The 23,838-nt window shown below is 38.4% G+C and carries 27 protein-coding genes; 5 read left to right on the forward strand and 22 right to left on the reverse strand.

The window, feature by feature from the left end:
- Window positions 1-418 precede the first annotated feature (418 nt).
- Window positions 419-541 (forward strand): hypothetical protein, encoded by a 123-nt coding sequence (locus tag GXK58_RS27475; protein ID WP_272928124.1) that lies wholly within the window; start codon window positions 419-421, stop codon window positions 539-541.
- A 62-nt stretch (window positions 542-603) separates the two neighbouring features.
- Here GXK58_RS27475 and GXK58_RS06205 read toward each other — a convergent pair whose 3' ends face one another.
- The 6 genes from GXK58_RS06205 to GXK58_RS06230 form a co-directional block, all read right to left on the reverse strand.
- Window positions 604-1,374 (reverse strand): class I SAM-dependent methyltransferase, encoded by a 771-nt coding sequence (locus GXK58_RS06205; protein ID WP_160720912.1) that lies wholly within the window; start codon window positions 1,372-1,374, stop codon window positions 604-606.
- A 99-nt stretch (window positions 1,375-1,473) separates the two neighbouring features.
- On the reverse strand, window positions 1,474-2,226 hold the full coding sequence (locus GXK58_RS06210) for an exodeoxyribonuclease III (RefSeq protein WP_160720933.1): 753 nt from the start codon (window positions 2,224-2,226) through the stop codon (window positions 1,474-1,476).
- A gap of 159 nt (window positions 2,227-2,385) precedes the next feature.
- Window positions 2,386-3,171, reverse strand: coding sequence for a divergent polysaccharide deacetylase family protein (locus tag GXK58_RS06215; protein WP_160720935.1), 786 nt, complete (start codon window positions 3,169-3,171; stop codon window positions 2,386-2,388).
- Window positions 3,172-3,290: 119 nt separating this feature from the next.
- Window positions 3,291-3,731: a peptidylprolyl isomerase gene (locus GXK58_RS06220; RefSeq protein ID WP_160720937.1), complete on the reverse strand. Its 441-nt coding sequence runs from the start codon at window positions 3,729-3,731 to the stop codon at window positions 3,291-3,293.
- A 227-nt stretch (window positions 3,732-3,958) separates the two neighbouring features.
- Complete coding sequence (locus tag GXK58_RS06225; protein ID WP_202171306.1) at window positions 3,959-4,405, reverse strand: CBO0543 family protein; 447 nt, start codon at window positions 4,403-4,405, stop codon at window positions 3,959-3,961.
- Window positions 4,338-5,453 (reverse strand): DUF2515 domain-containing protein, encoded by a 1,116-nt coding sequence (locus GXK58_RS06230; protein WP_337248170.1) that lies wholly within the window; start codon window positions 5,451-5,453, stop codon window positions 4,338-4,340. Before GXK58_RS06230 ends, GXK58_RS06225 begins: the two co-directional genes overlap by 68 nt.
- 86 nt (window positions 5,454-5,539) lie before the next feature.
- On the opposite strand from GXK58_RS06230, the gene GXK58_RS06235 reads away from it, so the two are divergent.
- Window positions 5,540-7,402 carry a terpene cyclase/mutase family protein gene (locus GXK58_RS06235; protein ID WP_160720939.1) on the forward strand — a complete coding sequence of 621 codons (1,863 nt, stop codon included), beginning with the start codon at window positions 5,540-5,542 and terminating at the stop codon, window positions 7,400-7,402.
- Between the two features lie 35 nt (window positions 7,403-7,437).
- On the opposite strand, the gene mug is transcribed toward GXK58_RS06235, so the two are convergent.
- From mug to GXK58_RS06305, 15 genes are all read right to left on the reverse strand, one after another.
- Window positions 7,438-7,938, reverse strand: a complete 501-nt coding sequence (mug, locus tag GXK58_RS06240) for a G/U mismatch-specific DNA glycosylase (RefSeq protein WP_160720941.1) — start codon at window positions 7,936-7,938, stop codon at window positions 7,438-7,440.
- Window positions 7,939-8,030: 92 nt separating this feature from the next.
- Window positions 8,031-8,606, reverse strand: a complete 576-nt coding sequence (locus tag GXK58_RS06245; RefSeq protein ID WP_160720943.1) for a YitT family protein — start codon at window positions 8,604-8,606, stop codon at window positions 8,031-8,033.
- 160 nt (window positions 8,607-8,766) lie between these two features.
- The gene (gene abc-f / locus GXK58_RS06250; RefSeq protein ID WP_160720945.1) at window positions 8,767-10,638 is read right to left on the reverse strand and encodes a ribosomal protection-like ABC-F family protein; all 1,872 of its coding nucleotides are present in this window, start codon (window positions 10,636-10,638) and stop codon (window positions 8,767-8,769) included.
- Window positions 10,639-10,794: 156 nt separating this feature from the next.
- Window positions 10,795-10,929: an RAxF-45 family protein gene (locus GXK58_RS27480; RefSeq protein WP_272928125.1), complete on the reverse strand. Its 135-nt coding sequence runs from the start codon at window positions 10,927-10,929 to the stop codon at window positions 10,795-10,797.
- Window positions 10,930-11,014: 85 nt separating this feature from the next.
- Entirely contained in the window at window positions 11,015-11,428 is a 414-nt protein-coding gene (locus GXK58_RS06255) for a hypothetical protein (RefSeq protein ID WP_160720947.1), read from the reverse strand.
- A gap of 24 nt (window positions 11,429-11,452) precedes the next feature.
- Complete coding sequence (locus GXK58_RS06260) at window positions 11,453-12,343, reverse strand: peptidylprolyl isomerase (protein ID WP_160720949.1); 891 nt, start codon at window positions 12,341-12,343, stop codon at window positions 11,453-11,455.
- A 10-nt stretch (window positions 12,344-12,353) separates the two neighbouring features.
- Window positions 12,354-13,853 (reverse strand): S1C family serine protease, encoded by a 1,500-nt coding sequence (locus GXK58_RS06265; protein ID WP_160720951.1) that lies wholly within the window; start codon window positions 13,851-13,853, stop codon window positions 12,354-12,356.
- 122 nt (window positions 13,854-13,975) lie between these two features.
- The gene (locus tag GXK58_RS06270) at window positions 13,976-15,400 is read right to left on the reverse strand and encodes a sensor histidine kinase (protein ID WP_160722122.1); all 1,425 of its coding nucleotides are present in this window, start codon (window positions 15,398-15,400) and stop codon (window positions 13,976-13,978) included.
- Window positions 15,390-16,091: a response regulator transcription factor gene (locus GXK58_RS06275; RefSeq protein ID WP_160720953.1), complete on the reverse strand. Its 702-nt coding sequence runs from the start codon at window positions 16,089-16,091 to the stop codon at window positions 15,390-15,392. Before GXK58_RS06275 ends, GXK58_RS06270 begins: the two co-directional genes overlap by 11 nt.
- Before the next feature lie 206 nt (window positions 16,092-16,297).
- Window positions 16,298-17,272, reverse strand: coding sequence for a quinone oxidoreductase family protein (locus GXK58_RS06280; protein ID WP_160722123.1), 975 nt, complete (start codon window positions 17,270-17,272; stop codon window positions 16,298-16,300).
- A 39-nt stretch (window positions 17,273-17,311) separates the two neighbouring features.
- Complete coding sequence (locus GXK58_RS06285; RefSeq protein WP_160720955.1) at window positions 17,312-18,052, reverse strand: 2-phosphosulfolactate phosphatase; 741 nt, start codon at window positions 18,050-18,052, stop codon at window positions 17,312-17,314.
- Between the two features lie 18 nt (window positions 18,053-18,070).
- Window positions 18,071-19,147, reverse strand: coding sequence for a phosphotransferase family protein (locus GXK58_RS06290; protein WP_237389583.1), 1,077 nt, complete (start codon window positions 19,145-19,147; stop codon window positions 18,071-18,073).
- 89 nt (window positions 19,148-19,236) lie between these two features.
- Entirely contained in the window at window positions 19,237-19,806 is a 570-nt protein-coding gene (locus tag GXK58_RS06295; protein ID WP_160720957.1) for a TetR/AcrR family transcriptional regulator, read from the reverse strand.
- Window positions 19,807-20,137: 331 nt separating this feature from the next.
- A complete protein-coding gene (locus GXK58_RS06300) occupies window positions 20,138-20,332 on the reverse strand; it encodes a hypothetical protein (protein ID WP_160720959.1) in 195 nt (64 codons plus the stop codon).
- 165 nt (window positions 20,333-20,497) lie between these two features.
- Entirely contained in the window at window positions 20,498-21,040 is a 543-nt protein-coding gene (locus tag GXK58_RS06305; protein WP_160720961.1) for a helix-turn-helix domain-containing protein, read from the reverse strand.
- Between the two features lie 172 nt (window positions 21,041-21,212).
- Here GXK58_RS06305 and GXK58_RS06310 point away from each other — a divergent pair, with 172 nt between their 5' ends.
- Window positions 21,213-22,097: a VanW family protein gene (locus tag GXK58_RS06310; RefSeq protein ID WP_160720963.1), complete on the forward strand. Its 885-nt coding sequence runs from the start codon at window positions 21,213-21,215 to the stop codon at window positions 22,095-22,097.
- A 32-nt stretch (window positions 22,098-22,129) separates the two neighbouring features.
- Here GXK58_RS06310 and GXK58_RS06315 read toward each other — a convergent pair whose 3' ends face one another.
- Window positions 22,130-22,405, reverse strand: coding sequence for a hypothetical protein (locus GXK58_RS06315; protein ID WP_160720965.1), 276 nt, complete (start codon window positions 22,403-22,405; stop codon window positions 22,130-22,132).
- Between the two features lie 183 nt (window positions 22,406-22,588).
- Here GXK58_RS06315 and GXK58_RS06320 point away from each other — a divergent pair, with 183 nt between their 5' ends.
- Window positions 22,589-23,299: a methyltransferase domain-containing protein gene (locus GXK58_RS06320; RefSeq protein ID WP_160720966.1), complete on the forward strand. Its 711-nt coding sequence runs from the start codon at window positions 22,589-22,591 to the stop codon at window positions 23,297-23,299.
- A gap of 118 nt (window positions 23,300-23,417) precedes the next feature.
- Entirely contained in the window at window positions 23,418-23,669 is a 252-nt protein-coding gene (locus GXK58_RS06325) for a sigma-G-dependent sporulation-specific acid-soluble spore protein CsgA (RefSeq protein ID WP_160720968.1), read from the forward strand.
- Window positions 23,670-23,838 lie beyond the last annotated feature (169 nt).

Raw genomic sequence — 23,838 nt, forward strand, 5'->3', positions numbered from 1 at the left:
CGCCAGCGTTCGTCCTGAGCCAGGATCAAACTCTCCATGAAAGTTGATTAGCTCATTTTGTTACGTTGGCTTAGTTTCATTTAGAAACTAATATTATTGTTTGTTGACGTTTTTGTTTGTTTAGTTTTCAAAGAGCAACTTTTCTATTATCTACCAATCTATCGATTAGCGACATTTATTATACTAACATATCATTTAACTTCTGTCAACTTCTTTTAAATGTTATTTATTACTTAACTCATAAACATTTCGTCGAAGCGACATTGATAATAATACTATTTTCTCTAACAATCGTCAACTATCTTTTTAAAAAAATTTTAAAACCCTTTTGATCATATTTAACCATTAATAAGAAGGGTAAATAAATAATCAATGGTTATACTATTCAAATAGTAATTGCTGAAGGAGATGTGGATTTATGAATACTATGCACAAAAAAGAAGATGAGCAATACATTGACCAAGAGCCAATAGAAGATCTAAATCAAGAGGAACGAGTACCGGAATTCGATGAAATTGGAACTGCTTTAAATGGTATATAGTTTTTTAAAGAGAATAACCCTTGGCATTATGAGATATCTCTCTTTAATGCCAAGGGTTATTCTTATTTTTTAACTGCTTTTAAAACAAGCGCTTCACCTTGAAACGAAATGACTTGATCTTTCTCAATATTAACCCTGAATTTATCTAAGATTCTTTCTGGTGTCTCTAAGAAAAACTGTGTCAATTTTTCCTTTTCCTCTATAGGTAAGTTCATTCGATTACACCAAGAATCAAAATAAAAGGTTTTTTCAAACCGATGCCATTCTATAATTTCAAAGCCGGCAAACTCTAGCATCCGCAGCCATTCACTCTTCTTCCATGCCCGGAAGTGACTGTAATCCCGCCATTTTTCAATTTTATTATAAAACTGATCATACTCATCATTTTCAGGAACAACATTATCATCGAGTAAAAACTGTCCCCCGTTGTTAAGGACACGGAAAACTTCTGTAATGAACTGATTAAGGTTTGGAAAATGGTGCGGGGCAATTCTGCAGGTCACAATATCAAAGGAACGGTCTGGAAAAGGTAAGTTCTCAGCATCACCCTGTACAAACTGTACATTTTGATTCCCATTTCCTTTTATGAATTTTTCCGCCGCCGCTAACATCTCCTGGGTTAAATCTACTGCTGTTACTTTCTTTACTAAGGGAGAAAAGGCATTCGCTGTATGGCCCCCACCCGTTGCAACATCCAACAATTCTTCATTCCCTGTGATTTCAGCCATCTCTATTAATTTTTGCAAATCCTTCCCGTCTTTGTGTATCGAACTAGTCACATAAGAATCCGCACTTTTTCCAAATTGCTTTTGTATATCCTTCTTGAGATCCATATTATCCCTCCAAGAACCTTATACCCTAACTATAAGTTAGCTCAGCAATAAAGAAAATGACTAAATATTTAACTATCACAATAAGATTTTCTTATTGAGTTAGGCCAGTTCTAGAATAACGGGACAGTGGTCACTCCCCATGATTTCACAATGGATTTCAGCATTTTTAAGGCGATCCTTCATTGATTCTGACACGATAAAGTAGTCTATCCGCCAGCCAATATTTCTTTCCCGGACCTTGTTCATATAAGACCACCATGTATAAGCGCCTTCCTGCTGGGGATAAAAATAACGGAACGTATCGATAAAACCAGTGCCAAGCAAGCTAGTCATTTTTCCTCGTTCCTCATCTGTAAATCCTGAGTTTCCAATATTTGATTTGGGGTTGCGCAGATCTATCTCTTGATGGGCTACATTTAAATCCCCACAAAATACAACTGGTTTCTTTTTATCTAAGTCCTTCAAATGCTGAAAAATACGGTCTTCCCATTCCAGGCGGTAACCTATTCTAGCCAGGTCTCTCTGTGAATTAGGTGTATAGACATTGACCAAGAAAAACTCGTCGAACTCCAGCGTAATAATTCTTCCTTCGTCCTCTTCTTCGTCTTCTCCCACTCCATAACTAACAGATAACGGTTTTACCTTTGTAAAAACAACTGTACCGGAGTAACCTTTCTTAGTTGCATAATTCCAGAATTGATGATATCCATCTAATTCCAGACTGATTTGACCTTCTTGAAGCTTTGTTTCCTGAACACAGAAAATATCAGCATTTACTTCATTAAAATAATCTAAGAATCCTTTTTTAACACAAGCCCTCAGGCCATTGACATTCCACGAGACTAATTTCATTTAGCGATCCTCTCCCCAATTAATTTTTATATATAAACTTAGTTAATTTAAACGGTAGACAGGTGACATTTTACCAGTTTCACCTCAATTGCGAAAGTAATCTGAATGGCTTACCATCGTATTCTACTTACGAAAAAAAGGCAAGCTGACGCTGCCTCCTCATGGTACAAATTGTTTTTTGGTCATTTCACCTTCAAATAATGCTGAAACGGGAACGATCTTTATCTTTCGTTTTTTAAATTCATCAACCGCTTGAAAAATTCCGATTGAACATACTTTTCCTGTTACTCCCACATGTCCAATAGCAATTCCCTGCCCTTTAACTTCTGTTACCTTTGCCAGTCTAACCATTTGTTTCCTTACATAGGAAGAAGAGGAGATATCATCGAGGAATACATCTCGTTTTAATAGTGGAACCCCGTATTCCTTTGCCATTTCCGGGAATTTTGTTCCTGGACTTGTTCCGCTGTCTACAATATATAAGTTCTTTTCCTTAGCAACTTCAACAATCGTACGGACGATTTCTTCGTTTTCAACTGCTCGCGAACCCATATGATTATTCAAACCCACAGCATAGGGGACACTTTTAATTGCCTCCTCCACACGCTTCCTCACTTCTTCTTTCGAAAGATCAACAGTAATGGGTTTTGGACCTAGCCACGATCTTTTCCCTTTTTTAGGTTCCATTGGTAAATGGACCATTACCTCAAAGCCGTTTTTATGGGCCCATTCCGCATGGGCACGAGAACTTTCCGTAAACGGCATCACAGCTGCGGTAATTGGGATATTACCTTCTAAGAAGTCACGGACTCCACCAGTCCCTCCGCCAAAATCATCGATGATAATGGCTGCCTTAAGTTCCTTTGTCTCCATCTTTTCTTCTGCAGCATGTGTGTAAAAAGGAAATAACAAAAACGTTATAAGTATGAGCACTAACTTTTTCATATAGCTCCTCCATTTGTCAGCTTCAAAGTTAATGTACCCCTATAGTTTGCCCTTTACTACTTGGTTAAATTTTTCTGCTGCATAAAAAAAAGAGAGCGAAGCCGCTCCCTTTGTCTTGACTATTCTTGATCAAATACCTTAACTTCAACCATCTTATCGCCATTTCTCATGTTTCTTACCGCTGCTAAGTCAGAAGTTACTTGACCGAAGACAGTGTGAACACCATTTAAATGTGGCTGTGATTCATGAACGATAAAGAATTGGCTTCCGCCTGTGTCTTTTCCTGCATGCGCCATTGATAATGACCCAGGGATATGTTTATGCGGGTTTCCTTGTGTTTCACACTTGATCGTGTAGCCAGGTCCGCCCATCCCTGTTCCCGTTGGGTCGCCCCCTTGAGATACGAAACCTGGGATTACACGGTGAAAAATAACACCATTATAGAAACCTTCGTTCGCTAACTTTTCAAAGTTCTCAACGGTTCCAGGTGCTTCGTTTGGGAAAAGATCAAACTCAATTTTGTCGCCATTTTCCATCAATATGTATCCTTTTTTAGCCATGAAAAACACTCCTTTATGTAAAAATCATTATTATCATACACTTTTCTACACAGAAAGGAAAGTTTAGCCACTTAATATTTTCTCAGCTATTGTATATAATAAGAGTACCCCCTCCGAACATTCGCTTGTTGCGGGACACTTAACCACTGTACGGACGGAGGGGGCTGGTGCCGCAATGACGGCATCACAAAAGCCGAGCCCCCTTTAGAGGTCTCGGCTTTTTGTTTTTAATTTATATTCCTTATCATCCACTCCTGGAATAACACAACGACAACAAAAAACAGTCCATAACAAAAAAACGGGTAGAGATGATTCCATTCTTCAGAATGAGAAAAAAAGCCCAATAAAACGAATAATCGTTCAATGATCGCCATCAATAAACTAACAAGTAAGATAACCCCCGCTTTCCCCCAGTTGGTTAGCTTCGAAATGCATCGTAGAACCATAAGGGTTAGAAGCGGAAGTCCAATTAACGTAAAGGCTATATTAATGGTGAAGATTTCCGGAAACGGCCTTACAGGAAAATGGTAAAGTTCCTTTCCAACAAAATACAGATCTAAATATGTTCCCAATAAAGCAGCAAGAATCATACTTCCAAGTTCATATTTAAAAGATAATCGCTTTTTTTGCAAGGGCCGCAAGTTCGAGTCGTTCGAGTGTTTTGCAATATTCATCTTTTATCTCCCCATCAATGTTTTCTTCTATTTCTCTTAAATACTCCACCACACGCCAGTCAGCAAACCAGTCCCCTGTCTCCGCTTCTTTATGGTTTATATTTTTCCATGCATTTTCAAGGGCAGGGCTATAAATCCTGTTTGCCCCTGCCCTTAACTGACAGGACTTCAAGTGAAGCTGATAAGGAAAACCAGGTTTCCCCTCATTCACACTGTTAAAAATGTGCGGCCAAAAATCCTTCCTTGAACCTGTGTGTGGGTGGGTTTTAGCCCAATTGACAATCATTTGGTGAATCTCTTTATTATTAAAAAGAATGTGATACAATCTCTTACCAAGTAAAATCCTCTCATGTAAAGACTCAAATTGGTGGAGAGTTTGTCCCGCTAGTTTCCCATTTCCATAAGGAAAAAGAATATGATTGAACGACAGCCAATCCTGAAGTAAAAACTCGAACTTATTTAAAACCTCTTTTTGATACTTCGCATTTTGGACCACTCTTTTTTCAAGATAGCTCTGCTCATTGATAACCAACGCTACCGTTAAAATATACGTGTCATGGGTGCTCCAATACTCGTTCCAGATCGTCTTCATAAATGTGGATATATTTAAATGGTCAAATAAATGAAACATTGGTTTCCGTAGTCTAAGGCTTTCCTCATAAAGTAAAAACTGTGGATAAACATCTTGAAAAATCAGCCAATTCCCCCGTTCCAAAAACTGAAAAAATAAATGACGATCTTTTTTTGCTATTAGCCGGGTCAGGAGTTCACCTTTTAAATCCGTCATATTCCAGCCGCCATTTCGCGAGACCATATGGCCAAGAAAGGCCCAATGAATATCTGGATAACGCAAATAGAATTCAAGGTATGCTTTTGTCCTGGTGACATTATTAACATTAAGTTCTTGCGTTTTATTCCTGACTTTATCTAGAAGAATCTCCTCACTCTTGGTAATTGAAGAAGGAGACTCCCCTAATTTATGCTTTTTCTTTAAATCTTCTGCAATTGTTTCAAGCGGGGTCTTCTGTCGGCCTCTGATAAAAAAAATAACACATTCCCTCCCTTACGAATTCTCTTGCGACACTGAGAATATGTATAGATAGATGAGAAATTGGAAGAGGAGCGTGAAGTAGGATGATTGATACGAAAAAAGGTATTGATTGGATTATTGATAACCTTCGAAAAGACCAATCTCCCGCCGGCTCTTGGGACTATCCTTTTGAAACAGGAATATCCACAGATGCTTATATGATCATTTTATTACGGTCACTAGAAATAAATGATGAAGAATTGATACAAGGTCTTACCAAAAGAATTCTCAGTAAGCAGGAAAAAAACGGGGCATGGAAGCTGTTTTTCGATGAGGGAGACGGGAATTTGTCAGCAACCGTCGAAGCTTATTATGCTTGTGTTTATTCTGGTTATTATCCAAAAAATGATAAGCGATTACTGGCAGCTAAACGATTTATTTTGGCAAATGGAGGCATAGAAGAGGTAAGCATGTTCACTAAAATCATGCTTGCGATTACCGGACAATATACTTGGCCTTCCTATTCCCCTCTGCCAATCGAGCTCATCCTTCTACCACTCCATTTTCCGGTTAACTTTTACTCTTTCTCTGTTTTCGGCAGAGCCAATTTAACCCCCATCATGATTTTGGCTGATAAACAATATGTTATAAAAACAGCCAAGAGCCCTGTCCTATCTGACTTACATCTTAATAGAGAATCGGAAAATGACTGGGAGCGCTCGGATGTATATCGTTCCTTATATTCTTTTATTAAAGAGGCTTCTGAGAGTTTACTAGGCTTACCTAAACATCTGCATCAATTAGCGATTGATCGTGCGAAAAAGTATATGCTTGACCATCTGGAGCCGGATGGGACATTTTACAGCTTTTATAGTTCTACTTTTTTAATGATTTTTGCACTTTTAGCGCTAGGGTTTAAAAAAACCGATCCCGTAATTACCAAAGCAGTAGATGGATTAAAGTCGATGAAGTGTGAAATTGAAGGATACCCCCATATGCAATATACGACCGCCAACGTGTGGAATACTTCATTAATAAGTTTCAGTTTACAAGCAGCAGGAGTTCCAGTCAGTGATCCAATGGTTACACAAGCCAATCTGTATCTGCTTGAGCGGCAGCACCGCAAATTCGGGGATTGGGTGATTCATAATCCGAAGACCATGCCAGGCGGCTGGGGGTTCTCCGACATCAACACCATCAACCCGGATGTAGATGATACGACGGCCTCCCTTCGCTCCCTATCACGGATGAATCCTCCTGAGATTCATTGTTGGGACCGCGGAATAACCTGGCTATTGTCGATGCAAAATGATGATGGCGGCTGGCCGGCATTTGAAAAAAACACGAACTCAAAACTGCTGCAGTTCCTGCCAATTGAAAAAGGAGAATTCCTTATCGCTGATCCCTCTTGTGCAGATTTAACCGGGAGAACCCTTGAATTTTTTGGAAAGTACACGAATTTATCACATGATCATACTGCTATAAAAAAAGGGATTCATTGGCTTTTCAGGAATCAAGAAAGGGATGGTTCCTGGTACGGGAGATGGGGAATCTGCTATCTATATGGAACATGGGCCGCGATTACTGGCCTTGCGGCATGTGGTATTTCACCTCAGCATGCTTCCATTGAAAAAGCAGTTAAATGGATTATGGATAAGCAGAATAAAGACGGGGGCTGGGGAGAGTCCTGTCATAGCGACATAAAAAGAACCTTTATCCCATTAGCCTCTAGTACATTAACACATACCGCGTGGGCACTAGATGCCCTGATTTCTGTGTCAGATAAACCGACACCGGCGATTCAGAAAGGTATTCTTTATCTTCTGGATTCACTAGAAAAAGTGGATTGGACGACAAGATACCCAAAAGGACAGGGAATGGCAGGGGCATTTTATATCCATTACCACAGCTACCGTTATATCTTCCCGCTCTTAGCTCTATCTCATTACCATAAAAAATACGAATAAAAAATACCATCGACGGAGTTTACCCGTCGATATTTTTATTTAAATTCATGGAGCTGCCTGTAGATATCCACAATCTCATTTATTTTCATTCTAACTAAACCACTTGAAGAAGGAGCAACAAAATCAATCACCCCTGGAACCGTTTGGTCTCCTTGTTTTCCCCATGGAGCTGATTTTCTGCCGCTATATTCTTGATAGACCCCTTTACCAACAAAACACACCACCTTAGGCCGATACTTCTCGATTTTCTGTGTTAAAACCTCTCGGCCTTCTCTGTATTCATCCTTTGTAATTTCATCGGCTGCCTTTGTTGGTCTCTCAACAATATTAGTAAACCCATAGCCCATTTCTAATAACTGGGCATCTTCTGCCGCTTCATATTTACGTGCCGTTAATCCAGCTTCATATAATATCTTCCAAAAGCGATTGTTAGGGTTGGCATAATGATGGCCAAGTTCACTTGAGCGGATACTTGGATTAAACCCAACAAAAAGGACCTTTAAATTCTCTGCTAGATGATCATCAACTGGATTCACATATGTCCCTCCTCTAAACTATCTATGTAATTATTACACCATACCATTTCTGATTATCTTTTTCAGTAAAGAAGAAACAACAAGTAAATTCGTTATTCTGAACGTAACTTATAAGAGGTAATCATTGTCGCAAGCATTCCAATAATAGAAATAATCAACAATGAATATAAAAGCCTCGCATCCTTAACAAGGAAGAGTCCGGTTAAAATAATGACAGCATCCATTGTTACCATAATTACTCCGACATTCACCTTTGTCCATTTTGCAATCATAAGGGCGAGCAAGTCCATTCCCCCTGGGCTAATATGATTCCGCAGCATGACCCCTACTCCCACTCCGATGATAATAGCTCCAATAATCACACTGCTTATAATAGGTAATTGGATGGTTCCATTCAAGGGCAGGAACAATTCCATCATACAGCCGGAGATAACAGCGCCCATGAGACCATTGTAAAAATAGATTGGGTCCTTCTTTAAAGCAAATAGATAAATAGGAATATTAAGGAGGATAAACATAAGGCCTGTTTTAACCCCCCATAGATAGTTTAATAAAAGACTAATGCCAAATATTCCGCCATTAATCAGATGAAACGGCAGGATAAACATGTTGATCCCTATACTAATCATCGTGCTCCCAAAACCAATAACCGCCAATTTTTTCAGCATCCCATCATCCCTTGTCCAATTTCTTTATTACCACATATATGATAAAAAGATGAACTTCATTCGATACGATGGTTAGTCTGTTGAAAAAGAAAAAAACAGGGGGACCCTGTTTTTTATATCGTAACGGTAGAACAAATATTTAAAAGTAAGTTAGACATTACTAGATTACTTCATCCAATTGGTTATATAACATCTCTCTTTCTTTTTCCCTCACTTCTATCTCCCTATATATTTGCTGCAGTAATACTAGGTCACTTTCTAATTCGAGCTTTTGTTTTAGGGCAGAAATGTCAATTTCTAATTGTTCAATTCTTCTTTCTAGCTGTTCTGTTGGATTCCTTTCGACGGTTATTACGTTTGGTTTGGTTGGTTTATCTTTGACTGTCTTAGCATTAACTGCATTGATTCCTTCTTCCTTCAACTTCCCTTTTGCCCATTCATAATTCCCTGCAAAATAGTGAAGTCTTCCACTTTGCAGCCAATAAATTTTATTAAATAATTTATTTAAAAAGTATCGATCATGGGAAACAGCTAAAATTGTGCCATTAAACTGTTCCAGCGCTTCCTCAAGGACTTCGCATGAATCAATATCAAGATGGTTAGTTGGCTCATCAAGGATTAACAAATTAATGTCTTGATACATAAGCTGTGCAAGCCGCAAACGCATCCGCTCACCGCCGCTTAGTTGATTCACCTTGCGAAACACAGCTGGGCCGTAAAATAAAAATTTTGCTAGGATATGACGAGCTTCGCCTTCATTAACTACTACTTCGGAACGGAAGACATCAATCACCTGTTCATCGCCGATCCCCTGAAATACGTGCTGTGATAAGTAACCCGCCTTTACACTACTTCCAACTTTAACCGTCCCTTGATCCGCTTCGATCTCTTTGAGGATCATTTTTAAAAGAGTCGATTTGCCTGTGCCATTTTCACCGACAATAGCCGTTCTATCTTTGTATTGTACGAGCATATTTACCTCATCAAACAAGGCTCGAGTACCAAAGTGCTTAGAAACGCGGTCCAGAACAATCACATCCTTACCGCTCCGTTCCACTGCTTCAAAATCAATCGCCATTTTTTTCACATCTATTTTAGGACGTTCGAGTGTTTCAATCCGATCAAGTGCCCGCTGCATGTTTGTGGCCCGTTTATGAAGGGCGGCACTTGGCGGATTAGAACGGTTCGCCCAATCACGCAATCGCTTAATGGCTTCCTTCATCTTTTTAATTTTGCGCTGCTGTTCTTGATATTCTTGAAATTCCCGCAGCAGCCGTTCTTCTTTTTCTTTCACATAACCGCTAAAATTCGTATGGTACAGATCAACTTCACCGTCTTCCATTTCCAGTACCTTTGTGACTGCCTCATCTAAAAAGTAACGGTCATGTGAAATCAAGATAATCGTGCCTTTATAATCCTTAAGGTAGGACCCCAGCCATTCAATTGCCTTTAAATCTAGATGGTTGGTCGGCTCATCCAGAAGTAAGAGATCAGGATTTTGCAATAAACTTAATCCAAGTCCAACCTTAGTCTTCTCCCCGCCACTCAAAGCTGCAAATTCTCTTTCAAGCAATACAGTAATATTTAATCCACTGGCAATTCGGTCTAAATGGGCATCCATTTCATAACCGCCATTTAGAATAAACTCATCTTGCAGTTTACCGTATTGATCCATAAGACTTTGCAATTTAACAGGAAGGAGCTCCTGCCCCATTTCCATTTCTAATTCTTGAAGCTTTGATTCGGTTTGGATCAGCTGTTCAAAGGCCGTTTTAAGAACTTCCCTTACCTTTAAATCTTTATAATCAGGAATCTGTGCCAGATAGCCGATCTTTAGTCCCTTTTTCCAATGGATGACTCCCTCATCTACGGATTCCTGATTGGCAAGCAGCTTAATTAAAGTTGTTTTCCCACCGCCGTTCCGGCCAACCAAACCAATCCGGCTCCCTTCATGTACTTCAAAAGATAAATCCTTAAATATCGTATTTCCGCCAAATGTTTTTGAAATATGATTAACACTACAAATGATCATGTTCATTCTCCTTTTTAGGTCTTAAATGAACATCTCTTTAGGCACAAAAAAGCCGCGGGCATCTTTTATCCACGCGGCTTTAACCTTGACATGAAAATGGAGTGTACTTGGGGTGCACTCACTTACATACCTATTTATGGCGGGTAAAGAGATGTATTATCGTTCTAATTTCCATATGCAGTTTCGGAAAAAGGGCAGACTTCCCCCTTGGAAAACTACTTCATGAAAAATTGCACGGTAAATAGTTAGCGCTTCCAGCCACTGTAAGCGTGCAAAAATAGAACGTTTCATCTCTTCTCCACCTCCGCTTCTTAACAAGTTAATTTTATTGTAATTAGTTCAAACATCAATTGCAAGCCCATTTTTCCGATATTTGTTAGTGAAGGTATTTTTTTCTAGAGCTAAATCTTCTGTGATAAACAAACTTCCTTACATCACGATCCTTCAGATTATCGTTGTAAAGCAGAAATAACAATGATTGGAACTCCGGATATTGCTCCATGACAAAAAAGGCGAACTCCTTCCGTTCGCCCTTCATTTTACATTTAAACATATCTTGTTCTACTATTTCCTTCAAGCGCTGTTCATAATAGATCTTTGTATCTTCCCACTTGGCCTTGCGTTTTTCTAAAATATCACGGGCAAACTCCGGTAATTTTTCGATAACTAAATCAATATAGCCTTCAGACCACATGACCATTTTATCCTTTTCCGGCAGCTCAAACACCATTTTCATTAGCTCTAGGTCATCTCCTGGACTATTGGCTGCATGTTTCCCTACCCGATTCACTTTTTTTCACCTCTTGGTTGTGGGTTATGCTTCTGAACTCAACGTATTTTCAATATCATAGTTCTTTTTCTTTCCGTCTAACCATGTTTGGTACTCGGAATCGACTTTCTGATCAAATAACGTTTCCTTAATTTCTGCCTTGCTGTCCTCGTAGTTTGCAGCTTGTGCTGCCTTTTTATCCTCGACTTTAATGATGTGATAACCATAGTCAGTCTTAACAGGGTCACTAATTTGATTGACAGACATCGCGAATGCAGCGTCCTCAAATTCTGTTACCATATCTCCTTTTGCGAAGTAACCCAGCTCCCCGCCACTGTCTTTTGTTGAGTCATCCGTTGAGTATTCTTTTGCCAATGCTGCAAAATCTTCGCCATTATCTAGTTTTTCTTTTACTTTCTTCGCAGTTGCTTCGTCTGCAACAAGAATATGGCTTGCTTTCACTTGCTCAGCAGTTGCAAAAGAATCTTTGTTTTCTTCAAAGTAAGTTTTCATTTCATCTTCAGTAATTTTAATTTCAGGTTCAAGCAGTTTCTTAATTAAAAGATAATTTTTTATATCCGATTTTAATGCCGTAAGAGTAGTCCCAGAGTCTACAAGTGCCTGATTAAATGCATCCTCTCCTCCATACTGTTCTTTTAGCTTGTCAATCTCACTAGTAACTGTTTTAGTCGAAACAGTAATATCTTTCTTTTCTGCCTCGGCCTCTACAATTTTATCATTGATCATTTGATCTACCGTGTCTGAACCATACTGTTTTACCAATGTTTCGTAGAGTTCATCCTTCGTTATTGTTTCATTATTAATTGACGCAACAGCACTCTCTTTGTTTAAGATAAATGTAAGAAATACCCCTGCTGCAATGATGAACGCCATGATGAGAGCGGTCATCCATTTATTTTTCTTGATCCAAGTCATTACTTACTCTTCATCCTTCCGAATCTGCTGTTATTTTTGCTGTTAATGTGATTTGTTTACCATTGCGGTAAACGCCGAATTTGATTGTGTCACCTATTTGAACCTTAGTATACAAATACTTTCTAAGTTCAGACGAATCTGCAATTTCTGTTCCATTCATAGATACAATGATATCTTTTGCTTCAAATCCCGCCTTAGCAGCTGCGGAGTTTGAGTCAATATTCGCAACTAATACACCCTTAGTTACATTCTCTGGAAGATACATCTCAGGTACCTGGTCTAAGTCTGCTAAGCCAACACCTAGATATGGACGGTCAATCTTCCCATTTTTAATTAATTGGTTCACAATCGGAACTAAATCATTACTTGGGATGGCAAAACCTAAACCTTCTACCCCAGTTTCAGAAATTTTCAAGCTGTTAATGCCAATGACCTGACCTTGGGTATTAATTAATGCACCGCCGCTGTTTCCTGGATTAATCGCAGCATCCGTTTGAATGACAGATGTATCCCAATTCCCTGCCGAGGTTGTAACAGAAATAGTTCGGTTAGTGGCACTAATAATCCCTTGCGTTACCGTTCTGGAAAAATCTAATCCGAGCGGATTTCCAATCGCATAAACTGTGTCACCAGGCCTTAATTTTGATGAGTCTCCAAAGTTAGCAGTTGTCGTTACATATTTTGCATCAATTTTTAAAACGGCCAAGTCTGTTAAGGCATCGGTTCCCAATACTTCCGCAGTGGTCTTTTGACCGTCATATAATGAGATCTCTAACTTAGAGGCCCCTTCAACCACATGGTTATTCGTCACGATATAAGCTGTATTATTATTCTTTTGGAAGATAACCCCTGATCCTGAGCCGCTTTCCACACTCTGAGAGGAATTATCAGATTGTGAATTGGAATTAGAATTGCCCCAGAAATCAGTCGTTTGCTGCTGCTGCTGGTAATTTACAATCCCAACAATTGCTTTGGATAGTTTTTCTACGGTGTCAGCAACTGAATTAGTAGAAACAGCCGTCGGCTGCGCTGACACTGGTTGTACTGCATTATTATTAGAAGTACTTGCTGCCTCTTGAGTTTGTGATGTTTGGGTGTTATTTGTAAAGTTGTTCAAATAATCGGTATGTGGCAATACAGCTAATGTTAATACCGAACCAATTACACCCGCTGCAACCGTTGATACGAATCCCCTTGATTTGCTTCGTTTTGCAGCTGGTTTTTGATTGAAACGAGTGGGTTCATTCATTGGAGGGACAGCCCCCTGATCAGGCATAGTGGTTTCATTTCTATTTTCGTATTCGCTTTCGCTGTTTTGGGAATCGACTGAGAAAGTCGCATCTACAGCATTTACAAGTGCGTCCGTATGGCTTTCGTCTTTCAGTTTTTCTATTGGTTCAACATCTGTATGATTCATCTCAGATGAGGAACCTGCGTCTGCATTTGTATGATTCATGTCAGATGAGTTAGATTGATAATTTTCAAATTCATTCTCATTTTTGAATTCCATTGTCATTGGTCTCCTTTACTCTATTTCTTACCTTGTCTATACTTTAACTCACAAATCTTAACAAATTATTAACAAACCTTAACGAGTTTAAGAAAATATGAAAAAAATGAAAAAGCTGCAGCTTAATCTGCAACTTTCTCCTCTTTTAATCGAATCGTAAATTTTGTACCCTTTCCTTCTTCACTCGAAACTTCTATTTCGCCATTATGAAGAAGTACCAACTGTTTAACAATCGACAGTCCTAGACCAAATTCACCATAAGAGGTACTAGTTCTCGAAATATCAGCTTTATAAAAACGACGCCAGATGTTTTCAATTTCAGTGGCATCGATCCCAATTCCTGTGTCTTCCACTTCAATTATTGTTTCGTGTTTTTCTTTCCTTCCGCGCAGCCAAATGGTTCCATTGGAAGTGAACTGAATGCTATTTTTCGTTATATTAATTAATATTTGGATGAGCCGGTCATAATCGGCCAGAACAACTATTTCTGGGTCAGCCTCAACCATAATATGATTGTTTTTTTCTTCGGCTATGAAACTTAACTGTTCCTGAATAATTTCAAGCGCTTCTAATAATTGAATTTCTTCTTTAAATAATTGGATTTGATTAGAGCGGATTTTTTCATAATCTAGATTTTCATTGACCAGTCGAATCAGTCTTTTCGCCTCTTGACTGACTAAATTGATTCCGCGCTCTTTATCCTCTTCTGGAATCATGTCATTTTTCAGGCCTTCGATCACACCGCTGATTGTTGTTAATGGTGTGCGCATTTCATGTGAAACATCCGCCATAAACTGGCGCCTTCTGTTTTCAAGGCTTTCAATTTCTATCATGGATTGTTTAATTTTATTTACCATGTGGTTAAAATCATTTGCCAATTCACCGATCTCATCGAAATTTGATGAGTTTACTTTAACATTATAATTTCCCACTGATACTTGTGAAGTTGCTTCGCGCAGGCGCTTGATCCGATGAACATGGATCCTTGATAAGAACCAGCTTTGAAAAAAGGAGACAACAAGGGCAATTAAAATCGCATAAAATAAGTACTTATTTAGCTGCTCAATCATCTTACTTGAACCGCTGATGGGTGATGTCAATAGGACCCCGCCAATAAATCTTCCGTTATCGATATATGGCAGGACAACAAAGGTTACCCCTTCTTGTCCAAAACTCTTAAAATCACTTTGAACAATAATGGTTTTCCCTTTTGTCACCGCATTCCATTTATCCGCAGGCAAGTTCTTTATGGCAGGACCTTTTCTATTAACCAAGTATAATTTGCCATTTTCATCGAATAAACTAAAGCTCATTTTCCTTGCCTCTAACACATTACTGTATTGACTCATGACCTCATCTGATGCAAAAGATGGCGCATCTTTTAAATCGTTCAGGATTGCCTTGCCATAGGCAGTTAGTTCCTCTGCTTTGTTTTCATAAACTAAATTTTCTACATAATGTGTAAATAAGAGGCTCAATAATAAAAAGGCTACGATAATAATACTAATATGACTAAAAAATTGCTGATAAAAATACTTAAACTTCATCGGTTTTAACTGCATCATCAAATTTATAACCAACTCCCCAAACTGTATGGAAGAAAGGCTGTGACGTTGTTTCTACTTTTTTTCGCAGGCGTTTGATGTGAACATCAACCGTCCGCTCGTCACCATAAAACTGATATCCCCATACCCGTTCTAGTAATTGTTCACGCGAGAATACTTGACGAGGATGTTCTACCATATAGGAAAGTAAATCAAACTCTTTTGGTGTTAAATTGGTCACCTGTGTATCGTCTACAAATACATCTCTCGTGATTTTATTTACCTTAAAATGATCGGTCCTTATAAAATCTTCTTGCTCTTTATGCTCTTGATTCTGTATTCTGCGAGTAACGGCTTTAATTCTGGCCATCAAAGTCAATGGACTAAAAGGCTTAGTTACATAATCATCGGCACCCATTTCTAAACCGAGTACCTGGTCTGATTCACTATCCTTCGCAGTTAACATGATAATTGGAACAGTAAACTTCTCCTCGCGGATTCTTCGGCAAATTGTCACGCCATCCATCCCCGGAAGCATCCAGTCAATGATAAGGGCATCCCATGTTCCACTTTTAAAGCGGTTGTACCCTTCTAAGCCATCGTTCACAAATTCCCCTTCAATCCCCTCCTTGGCAAAAAACATTTCAATCATCGAGCAAACACTTTTATTATCTTCAATCACTAATATTTTCACAGTCATTCATCCCCTAATAAAGAACTCTTTTTTAATTAGTTTAAACGAATTTTTTTGCATATCAAACCTTCTGCGCAATAATTACATTTTAATTAAGACTTTGTTCATAGTTTATTAATATTTCATTTTCCCCATTAGAAAAGAGGCTTGAATTTTCAAGCCTCTTCCTGAGGGAGTTTAAGCTTCTATTAACGAAAATCTAATATTTAAGGCTCTAAAATTAATTTTCCATGTGTTTTTCTTGATTGTAATAAAGTATGCACATTTGCTGCTTCTTGTAAAGGGAACACGCCGCCAATGGTCAGCTTTAATTTTCCTTGCCTCAGATATGCGAATAGCTCTTCTAAACTCGGTTGCAGCAAGTCTGGTTTTCTCATTATCTGCGGTAAGAAAAATCCGATAACGGACTGATTTCTCGCCATGAGTGTCGATGGGTAGAACCTGCTTTGTTCCCCGCTTGCTGCACCAAAAATGACAAGGCGCCCAAATGTAGCAAGGCATTTGACTGTTTTATTAAATACCTCACCCCCGGCCATTTCTAGAGCGACATTTACTCCTCTCCCGCTGGTTGCGTCGAGAACCTGCCTATCCCAATCTGGCTCGGTATAGTTAATTAATACATCGGCACCCATTTCTTTAGCCAATAAAAGTTTTTCTTCTGAGCTCGCGGTAGCGATCACTTTACCAGCTCCCATCAATTTGGCTAGCTGCACTGCAATGGTTCCAACTCCTCCAGCGGCCGCATGAATGAGGACACTTTCCCCTTTTTCCAAACGGCCCATTGTTTTTAGGATATGATAGGCACTTAATCCCTGAAGAGGCAAGGCTGCCGCAGTATGGAAATCGAGTTGTTCTGGAATGGGGATCACCGCTCGCTCATCCGCAAGGGCAAAATCCGCATAGCCCCCTGATTCGATTAATGTCACAATCCTTGTGCCAAGCTTTATTTTTGTTACTTGGTCTCCTACTTCTGCCACCACTCCCGCAATCTCCGCACCTGGAATAAATGGGAGCGGTGTTTTCACGACATACTTTCCTTCACGCCTCGCAGTATCGGCATAGTTTACACCGATTGCTTTAATTTCAATTAATACCTCATGACCTTTTGGAACCGGTTTTTCTAGTTCAACTAGATTTAAAACTTCCGGTCCTCCATATTCCTTTAGTTGTATGGCTCTCATCATTCCATTCCTACTTTCCCTTAAATCTTTTTCATATCTTTAATTAATGTGATAACGATTTACAACCATTATCTTCCCTTCTTTTAAAACAGGTACAACCGAGGTGATTCCTCTAGATGCAGCAACCTTCAAATCATTGTGGTGATTGTGTTTTTCTAAAAGCCCGCCAACATATGAATCTAGCAATATTTCATAGGAATCATCTTGACCGCGATAAAAATAGAGGGCTGACTTCGCTGCATCTGTTAACTCGTATTTACCATTCTTAAGCAGACAATCGATCAAATGTCCCGCCCCATAAAAATCTTCCAAACTTGTTTCACCAGAATTCCCCGAGCAAATAATAAGGATGGTGTGATCTTCAGTAAGATCCTGCAAGGCACTAGCTACAGCAGGGTTATTGAGCAATGAACCAATATAGACCTTATCAGCTAGTACAGACCTCCTTAATGCGACCGTACCATTCGTGGTCGACAAAATCAGAGTCTTCCCTTTGATGCTCTCACGGATTTTTGTCGGACTTGGATATTCGAACCCGGCGATAGGTTTAGCATCAAGTTCACCCGCTAAAATATATTCTTCTTGGGAAAATCTTTTCGCTGCTTCCAATGCTTCACGGCTATGCAAAACAGGAATGACCTCCTTTGCACCATCCTTCAATGCCGAGACAATGGTTGTGGTCGCCAGTAGAATATCTAAGACAACTGCTACTTTATTTCCGGCTGCCATTTTCTCTTCCTTTATGTCTTCCTTTTTCATTAGAAGGTGAACCTTAGTCATCCCTAATTCGCTCCCTCATTACAGCTTTTCTTCCGTTACATGATAAGCATGCAGAATTAAATTTTTTACAAAGTGGTTAAAATTCGCAAAACGCGTGTCATTCGTCTGCCCCTTTTTGTAACGATAATAGATTTGCTGGCCGATAACCGCTAGTTTAAAGTAGGCAAAGGTTAAATAAAAATTGAAATTCTTAATATCTCTGCCACTTTTATCAGCATAAATTTCAACAAATTCTTTCCTTGTAAAAAATCCTTCATGAACTGCCGTAACGGGTTCTTTCCCTAAACCCTTAATCAGAAGTTCAGAGTCGTCTCGTTGATTCCAATAACTCATGGCCACACCAAGGTCGGCCAGCGGGTCCCCAACCGTCGTCATTTCCCAGTCAAATAGACCAACCATATCAGTCAATTCTTTATTAAACATGGCATTGTTAAATTTATAGTCGTAATGGATGATTGCTGCTTCTGATTGTTTAGGAATATGATCGACAAGCCATTTTTTTAATGATTCAATCACTGGTATTTCGTCCGTTTTTGCCCGTTCATACCTGCCAATCCAGCCATGAACCTGCCTTTCCATAAAACCCTCCGGTTTACTGATTTCGGCTATTGGTGTTTTTTTGAAATCAATTTCATGTAATTCCACCATTTTATTGACCATAATGCTTGAGAGACGACGGCAAAGTTCCTTTGTGGCTGAAATCCCTTCCGGCAAAGAAGTGTCAATAACCACGCCATGTTTTCTTTCCATAATAAAGAAGGGACTTCCAACAATGGATAAATCCTCAGAAAAAAGAAGCGGCCTTGGTGCAACAGAAAAGACAGGGTTTAACCCCGAGAGGATTTTGAATTCTCTTCCCATATCGTGGGCTCTGGGTGCGACAGGACCAAGCGGAGGACGTCTTAGTACTGCCTCCCAATTGCCTATCTTCATTTGATAAGTTAAATTGGAATGGCCTGCAGAAAACTGTAATATTTCCAATTGTCCCTCCGGCAAAGAATCCATATTTTCACGGAGATACTTTTCTAAAACACGCAAATTTAATTCTTCACCTGGACGAATGGGAATGGTATCCTTATTGAGTTGATGCGTCACGTAATCCCTCCTAGTCTTTTATACTAACCGGTCGGTATCTATAATTTATAAAAAAGAGAGGAGAATTCCCCTATAAACCCCTCTTTATTTTATTCATTCACTTGGATTCCTTTTAATATCATCTCAACAAAAATTTCAGCGACCTCACGATCCGAACAACTTCCACTTGGGTTAAACCATTGATAACTCCAATTGGTTATCCCAAGAATACCAAATGTAATAATGGAGGCATTGATTTCCGGACGGAATTCCCCGTTCTCGACTCCGGCTTTGATTAATTCCTCAATATTTAAGCGGAACTGATCACGTTTCTCAATAATTAACGCTGAATGCTCCTCATTCAAGTTAGATAGTTCCCGGTAAAATATTTTTGCTGCAGATCCACGGGATTTAATATCCGAAAGCAGCATATACACAATTTCAAATAATTTTTCTTTATAATTCTTGGATGCATCTTTAAAAATCCGCTCTAATTTGACAAGTAATTCATCAATATAGCCTCGATGAATATCCATTAATAACTCTTCTTTACTAGAAAAGTAATAATAAAAGGTCCCCTTCGTTACACCTAAGGAATCGACAATGTCTTGAATGGATGTTTCACTGAACCCCTTCTTTTCAAATAAGCGGATGCTTTGTTCCGTTATTCTTTCCTTCACACTTATGTCCTCACAATCTGTTAAATATTATTCAAATTATACCATACTTTTGTTCACTCCCTTTACCAGCTTTCCGACCATTGGTATGTTAAGTATGTTTATATTTTGTTCGATGCTTTCAGGATAATGCGCCAACCAGGTTTTATTATTCATTAACCTCCAAAAAGGTTTGTAAGCGGAAACAAAAATCTATTAAAGAAATACTAACCAGTCAGTATTTTATATGTACCATTATACCTTCAAATCTTAATTATTCAATTCACTTTCTAAATATTCCGATATTTTTTTACCATCATTCGATAGATCTGGTTTAAGTATTTCCATTTTCTTTCTAGTACCTTTTAAAGGATCTTTTTTGTTTATTCATAACTTCATAAGATTTTTCTATGATATCCGTTAAAACATCCCCCTTATAAATCCTGCCAAGTTTTAAGCCTTGTTGATAATACTCCACGATTTCATCTAATTTAGCCGAAGTCTCTTTAGAAATTCTTACATTTAATTGAATTCTTTCCTGATCCGCCATAGTCTGACACTCCCGTTTTCAGCTAACCATTTGCTAGCAGTTGTCTATTCATTTGTTATCTCACTGCTACTATACTATAGATTTAAACTTTTTTCATTAACAAAAAATATACTTCCATTCATTTTGGATCGGTACCTTCTCTCCATGTTTCATTCTGTCACTTGTTTACACATTTTTTTGGTCCGGGACGATAATGGTCGCTATGCTTCTCCTTCTTCTTCCCTTTTCCGGCTTATTGTGCGCCACCCTTGAAAAAACCTCTGACAACTCTTTAATAAATTGAACAAATTCTTCATCATCTAAAAATACAGAGGTTTGTCTGAAGGCAACCCCGTCACGGACTAAATCAATATACGATTGATTTAGATATCTTTCATACTCACCCATCATATTAGCCATAAACTTAAAAAATAAATTCATATGCTCCTCTTTTGAAAAGTTCTTTAATTGGTCTGGACCAATTGAGGCCATTGCAGGGTCTTGGAGAGAATAAACCTTTTCAATCGTCCCTCTATTTGGTATCTCTTCAATAATATGAATGACACCGGCATCGGCTAGTTTGTTGATATGACGGTATAATGAGGCTTGCGGGACATCCGGGAGACATTCTCTTATTTGCTGGGCGGTGTATTGTTGATTGATTAAGGTTTGGATTATTCTCATTCGAACCGGATGTAAAATAACATCTACTGTTGATTCATTTGTCATGGTTTTTTTCCCCTTTATATTATCATTATCAATAATGATAATATATTGCATTTCAAGAAATTTGTAAATAGTCTAATGGATAGATATCAATTATATTCCTATAACTTCTGTTGTTATTTCTACATGAAAAAGGATTATTTTACTTATATTAAAATGAGGAGGCGTGTAATGAATGATATTATCATGTATTTTAGGTATTATTTTAACGGCACAACCAATCAATAACACCACTGATCATTTAATGATCACCAAACATGGGATCCATGTAACAACGATCAAACAGGAGGATTTCTCCTTTCCTTATTCAACTATTCCCATAATTGATTCGAAAAAATATAATTTATTTTTAGACAATCTAGATAAACAATTTTCGATTGAACCCCAAAATGCCACTATTAATTTAAGCGGGGAAATTGTTCCTGAGAAGATTGGATCAAGAATTCATCGACAGGCCTTTACTGAACAGTTATATGCCTATCTCTTTTCGCATAAGTCAGGTAAGTTAGAGATTCCTATGCTGCCCGTCTATCCTAAAGTGGATAGTGAATTGCTCTCGGATATTCGCGGTATGCGGATTGGCCGTTATATAACCTCCTTTAATCCGAGTAACAAAAAGCGGTCAAATAATATTTCATTAGCAACAGAAGCTATTAATAATTATGTCATTTTTCCGGGAGAGAATTTTTCTTTTAATAAGGCAGTTGGCAAAAGAACTGCATCAAAGGGGTATTTAAGGGCCCCAGTCATTATTAGAGGCGAATTTTCTGAGGATATTGGCGGGGGTATTTGTCAAGTCTCTTCAACCCTGTTTAATGCAGTAGATAACGCTGGGCTTAAGATCATTCAAAGATTTTCTCATACCCGCAAGGTTCCATATATCCCTCCGGGACGAGATGCCACGGTTAGTTGGTATGGTCCTGATTTTGTTTTTAGAAATAATTATAAAGAACCTATCTTAATTAGAGCTAAGACACTTGGGCATTTGCTAGTTATCGATCTATATTCTTCTGATCTGATTGAATACCGGCCAAAGAAGGTTCCACACGCACCATATTAAAAAGTCCGCTTGTAAGCGGACTTTTTCAAATTCTACTGTTTATTATTCAAGGCACTTTCCATTAGTTCGTCAGAGAACTCTGTTAAAGCAGCATTATCCATAACATTTAAGCTGGGAAGGTTTGACCTTTCCGAAAAGTTTTTCATTACATTCTGAAAAGGAAGTGCAAAGTCTTTACGCTTCCCTCTTGTTAACCCGAATACCGCGGCACTTAAAGCAATTCCTGCAAGAGATGCCCAAAGTGACATATTTCTTTTTGGTTTAGGAGTAAACAATTTGAATAACGGCTGCATTTTCATTTTATTCATTTTCCTGCACTCCTTTACTTTTTAATCTCTCCCCTATTTGTTTAATTTGTCCTTAATTCATTCAATAATGTGATGTAATAAATGTTTAAGTTACGTTTAAATGGCAAAGCATTTAGACACTATATATGAACCACCTAACATTCTTTAACATACAATGGCTAAAAAAGAAAACAGGTGGTTTTTATGGGTAGCTTAACTTATTTTGACTTCTTGGCAAAGTTTGGTGTTGGCGGTGCCCATCCAGGTGGTATTAACCTTACACAAAACATACTTTCCAATGAACAAATAAACAACCAATCGGTTATATTAGATGCAGGCTGTGGTACAGGCCAGACAGCCGCTTATTTATATCAACAATACGCTGCAGAAGTCTACGGTCTAGAAATTAACCCCATAATGGTGGAGAAAGCAAAAAACCGGTTTCAAACGTTGCAGCTTCCCATCCATCTTATCCAGGGTTCCATTGAGGAAATTCCTTTTGCCGACAATACATTTGATTTTATCTTATCTGAATCAGTTTTAGCTTTTGTCAACAAGCCAAAGGCAATGAAGGAAATTTATCGGGTACTAAAAAATGGCGGTCGATTACTTGCAAATGAAATGACCATGAATCGTCCCCTTAGTCCACATGAATCAGCTGAAATTATGAATTTTTATGGAGTTGACTCATTATTACAAGAGCAGGATTGGAGTTACCTCATTCAATCCGCTGGGTTCCGAGATATAGAAATTAAAGTCCATGATCTTCCCCTAAGCCATGGCAATCAAACACCTGAATTTAATTTCTCTGATAACTTTGAGCCTGAGCTTTTCCATATATTGAATGAGCACGGGAATATTGTAATTAAATATCAGGATACGCTGAGCTATCGAATCCTTACCGCAACCAAATAATTAATTCGCCTGCTTTGAAAAAGCGGGCTTTTTATTTTGAAGGGGGTGTCATATCTTTAAATATGTATATTATTATCCTTTCGTTAAAAAATAACTAGGTGAAAGGATGTGGGTCCATTTGGATAATACATTAGGATATTTAAAGGAAATCCTGTCTAATTATACCGATGATCATTCAGAAGGGCGGTTTATTTATAAGAAGTTGATTGAAGGCGCTTACAATTCTGAAGAATCTTTTGTTCGTGATTTAACTCAGAAAGAAAGCAAGTTCTTAAACAACATACTTCCTAAGGAAATCAATCATGCGAAAGAAGTTCAAGATGAAAAAAGGGCTTATGAGTTAAACGAGGTATATGAATTATTGTTTTAAAGAAAAAAGATGACAGTACAACTGTCATCTTTTTCGGAAATATTTCATTTTCTGCTAAAACTATTTCCTAGGTAAGCGCATAGTCCGACAAAACCTGAAGGCAGAAAGGTGGTTATGTATTAAATAACGACAATAAATTTATATTAAATACATTATTCATAGCTAATTG

This window comes from Bacillus sp. USDA818B3_A (genome assembly GCF_009928415.1).
In the GTDB taxonomy this organism is placed as follows: Bacteria; Bacillota; Bacilli; order Bacillales; family Cytobacillaceae; genus Neobacillus.

What these genes read in the sequence shown, in the direction of transcription:
- GXK58_RS27475 (WP_272928124.1), top strand. Translation starts at nt 419, where the DNA reads ATGAATACTATGCACAAAAAAGAAGATGAGCAATACATTGACCAAGAG.
- GXK58_RS06205 (WP_160720912.1), bottom strand. Translation starts at nt 1,374, where the DNA reads ATGGATCTCAAGAAGGATATACAAAAGCAATTTGGAAAAAGTGCGGAT.
- GXK58_RS06210 (WP_160720933.1), bottom strand. Translation starts at nt 2,226, where the DNA reads ATGAAATTAGTCTCGTGGAATGTCAATGGCCTGAGGGCTTGTGTTAAA.
- GXK58_RS06215 (WP_160720935.1), bottom strand. Translation starts at nt 3,171, where the DNA reads ATGAAAAAGTTAGTGCTCATACTTATAACGTTTTTGTTATTTCCTTTT.
- GXK58_RS06220 (WP_160720937.1), bottom strand. Translation starts at nt 3,731, where the DNA reads ATGGCTAAAAAAGGATACATATTGATGGAAAATGGCGACAAAATTGAG.
- GXK58_RS06225 (WP_202171306.1), bottom strand. Translation starts at nt 4,405, where the DNA reads ATGAATATTGCAAAACACTCGAACGACTCGAACTTGCGGCCCTTGCAA.
- GXK58_RS06235 (WP_160720939.1), top strand. Translation starts at nt 5,540, where the DNA reads ATGATTGATACGAAAAAAGGTATTGATTGGATTATTGATAACCTTCGA.
- GXK58_RS06245 (WP_160720943.1), bottom strand. Translation starts at nt 8,606, where the DNA reads ATGCTGAAAAAATTGGCGGTTATTGGTTTTGGGAGCACGATGATTAGT.
- abc-f (WP_160720945.1), bottom strand. Translation starts at nt 10,638, where the DNA reads ATGATCATTTGTAGTGTTAATCATATTTCAAAAACATTTGGCGGAAAT.
- GXK58_RS27480 (WP_272928125.1), bottom strand. Translation starts at nt 10,929, where the DNA reads ATGAAACGTTCTATTTTTGCACGCTTACAGTGGCTGGAAGCGCTAACT.
- GXK58_RS06260 (WP_160720949.1), bottom strand. Translation starts at nt 12,343, where the DNA reads ATGACTTGGATCAAGAAAAATAAATGGATGACCGCTCTCATCATGGCG.
- GXK58_RS06265 (WP_160720951.1), bottom strand. Translation starts at nt 13,853, where the DNA reads ATGGAATTCAAAAATGAGAATGAATTTGAAAATTATCAATCTAACTCA.
- GXK58_RS06270 (WP_160722122.1), bottom strand. Translation starts at nt 15,400, where the DNA reads ATGAAGTTTAAGTATTTTTATCAGCAATTTTTTAGTCATATTAGTATT.
- GXK58_RS06280 (WP_160722123.1), bottom strand. Translation starts at nt 17,272, where the DNA reads ATGAGAGCCATACAACTAAAGGAATATGGAGGACCGGAAGTTTTAAAT.
- GXK58_RS06285 (WP_160720955.1), bottom strand. Translation starts at nt 18,052, where the DNA reads ATGACTAAGGTTCACCTTCTAATGAAAAAGGAAGACATAAAGGAAGAG.
- GXK58_RS06300 (WP_160720959.1), bottom strand. Translation starts at nt 20,332, where the DNA reads ATGGCGGATCAGGAAAGAATTCAATTAAATGTAAGAATTTCTAAAGAG.
- GXK58_RS06305 (WP_160720961.1), bottom strand. Translation starts at nt 21,040, where the DNA reads ATGACAAATGAATCAACAGTAGATGTTATTTTACATCCGGTTCGAATG.
- GXK58_RS06310 (WP_160720963.1), top strand. Translation starts at nt 21,213, where the DNA reads ATGATATTATCATGTATTTTAGGTATTATTTTAACGGCACAACCAATC.
- GXK58_RS06315 (WP_160720965.1), bottom strand. Translation starts at nt 22,405, where the DNA reads ATGAATAAAATGAAAATGCAGCCGTTATTCAAATTGTTTACTCCTAAA.
- GXK58_RS06320 (WP_160720966.1), top strand. Translation starts at nt 22,589, where the DNA reads ATGGGTAGCTTAACTTATTTTGACTTCTTGGCAAAGTTTGGTGTTGGC.